5 protein-coding genes are annotated in these 2,055 nt (G+C 39.3%); 3 read left to right on the top strand and 2 right to left on the bottom strand.

Translation table 11 applies throughout. From position 1 onward, the window contains the following. Nucleotides 1-287 (bottom strand): hypothetical protein (locus Q0200_RS05505; RefSeq protein WP_297938767.1); only part of this gene is annotated, 287 nt, incomplete at its 3' end. Between the two features lie 110 nt (nucleotides 288-397). Then, nucleotides 398-658, bottom strand: a complete 261-nt coding sequence (locus tag Q0200_RS05500; protein WP_297938764.1) for a helix-turn-helix domain-containing protein — start codon at nucleotides 656-658, stop codon at nucleotides 398-400. A 131-nt stretch (nucleotides 659-789) separates the two neighbouring features. On the opposite strand from Q0200_RS05500, the gene Q0200_RS05495 reads away from it, so the two are divergent. Genes Q0200_RS05495 through Q0200_RS05485 form a run of 3 tightly spaced genes read left to right on the top strand, consistent with a single transcriptional unit; the run spans nucleotide 790 to nucleotide 1,891 of the window. After that, the gene (locus tag Q0200_RS05495; protein ID WP_297938762.1) at nucleotides 790-1,179 is read left to right on the top strand and encodes a helix-turn-helix domain-containing protein; all 390 of its coding nucleotides are present in this window, start codon (nucleotides 790-792) and stop codon (nucleotides 1,177-1,179) included. 2 nt (nucleotides 1,180-1,181) lie between these two features. Continuing rightward, nucleotides 1,182-1,559 carry a hypothetical protein gene (locus Q0200_RS05490; RefSeq protein ID WP_297938759.1) on the top strand — a complete coding sequence of 126 codons (378 nt, stop codon included), beginning with the start codon at nucleotides 1,182-1,184 and terminating at the stop codon, nucleotides 1,557-1,559. Next, a complete protein-coding gene (locus Q0200_RS05485; protein ID WP_297938756.1) occupies nucleotides 1,559-1,891 on the top strand; it encodes a hypothetical protein in 333 nt (110 codons plus the stop codon). The genes Q0200_RS05490 and Q0200_RS05485 overlap by 1 nt, the downstream gene beginning before the upstream one ends. Nucleotides 1,892-2,055 lie beyond the last annotated feature (164 nt).

Raw genomic sequence — 2,055 nt, 5'->3', positions numbered from 1 at the left:
AAATAGAAATAGATCGTAAGTTTGCTTTTTCCGGTATGTTTGGCTACGTAGTCCGCAAGCGCACTTTCGCTGGCTGCGCATTCAAGAGCCTTGTAGTACCAATCGGCCACCTCGTCAAAGTGCGGGCAAAGGTAGTTTTGTTTGACAAAGAGGGCATGCTCCAAAATCAAAAAGCGATCGTGACGGTCGTTTTTGCGGTCTAGGTAGCTCAAATTTTGCAGATTTTTCTTGCATGTTTGCAAGATAGAAGCGTGATCTATGCGCACGTAATCCCTCGTCGCAGTCATAACTCAGTCCTCTTTGGGCGCGAACAGCCCAGCTGCAGCCAAAGCCAAAATAGCCCCTCCGGTGAAGGAGCAAACCGCGATAGCGAGAATGCTTAACGTAAGTTGCTCGGTCATACTCTATCCTTTTTGTTAAAAATTTCGCCTTCGCCGAATAACAACCACTTGATCGAAAAGCCATATTGATCCGCAAGCAATATTATCCATGATAAAGGTGGTCTGTTTTCTTTGATAACGCTCCAGTAGGCAACCCTGGTGATGTTAAGCACTTGCTCGGCAAAGGCGGCTTTGCCGTAGTCAAGCAGCCTTCTGGCTGTGTCTATACGTTGCGTAACGGCTACGATATCGCACGCCGTGTTTTGTTTTTTATCCATTTAAAAACCCTTTTTACGCTATAATGTTAAAGCATTTTAACGTTTTGGTTAAATATTTGCAGGAATTATACCTGCAAATTATTTTTTTGTCAAGGTAATTATAGGTAAAAATCCTTAAAAAGGAGATAAGAATGAGTCAAGTAGACGAAATTTTGGCTCGCCTGAGATTTTGTCTCGGGGCGAAAAATGATACGGAATTAGCTGAAATTTTAGAGATTCCGTACAAAACTTTAGATGGATGGAAAACAAGAGGGGCCATCCCAGAGAGCAGGATTCAAAATATTGTTAATCTTGGCAATATAAGCCGAGACTGGCTTTTGAACGGAGGCAACACAATCCACGGCGGTAATAACCAAATCGGTAATTCAAATACGCAAAACAACGGTGTGAACGAAATAGACAGAGGCGAGATATGGGCCGAGTTTGTAAAGTTGTTTGACGAATACGGCAGCAATGCAATGCTGAGAAAATTTATCGAGAGACTTGAAGAAGAAAAAGAGAAATTTACTAAAGGGGAGTAGGTATGCTTGGGCAGGATAAATATTGGACTAAGAATATAGGCCTTAGTACAAATGATAGCGAAAATGAAATTAGCGTTTTTGAGGTAAAGGAGCTAATGCTTTTTAGAGAAGATGCAAAAAGCAATGCAGGGTACGGCAACGATAAGATGCTGGCCGCTGAGGAATTTTTGGAATTTTTGGATATCGAATATTATGAAATTTTAGATGCTGATTTTATTTCTAAGCACGATGATGATCCTGTATGGTTATGGGTAAAATTTTCTCAAGAAATTGGCAGAAAAAAGAGGGGCGGTACAAAAATATATAACATACAAATCCACGGCGGAAATAATCAGATAGGCGATAGAAATACGCAACACAATAATGGGGATAAAGCGTGATGGATGAAATTTTGAACACATTTTTTGAAACGATAGGCTCTACCATAAGCAACTGTCTTATTTTTATTCTCGATAAGATATTTGAAATGGCCATATACGTATCAGAGCATCCAACCCCGCATATCATATTTTACAGGGTTGCTGGGGCTATGATGCTTTTTGCGATAACGACTTCTTTGATTTCAATCTATATAAACAGAAGAAGGCGTCGGTTAAGACAAAATAGCCCGCGCGAACTTAGAGACAAAAAAGGGAATACATTTATAATAAACGGTGGCAATAATCAAATCGGCGACAATAATATGCAAAATAATTGGGATAGGCAAAAATAATGAAGGAAATAGTTTTACAAAATTTTTGGTTTATTATTTTTGCTATGGCGATGCTGACACTTGTTTTGATATATATAGTTTTGACGCTTATTGGATATAAGCCTAAAGATGCAATAAAGCCGATGCTTGCTGCCGTATTTTATATTGCTATTTCTGTATTGGTT

Source organism: uncultured Campylobacter sp., assembly GCF_938045225.1.
Taxonomy (GTDB): Bacteria; Campylobacterota; Campylobacteria; order Campylobacterales; family Campylobacteraceae; genus Campylobacter_A.
The sequence above is the reverse complement of the archived record's forward strand: the minus strand, read 5'-3'. Positions and strand labels throughout refer to the sequence as shown.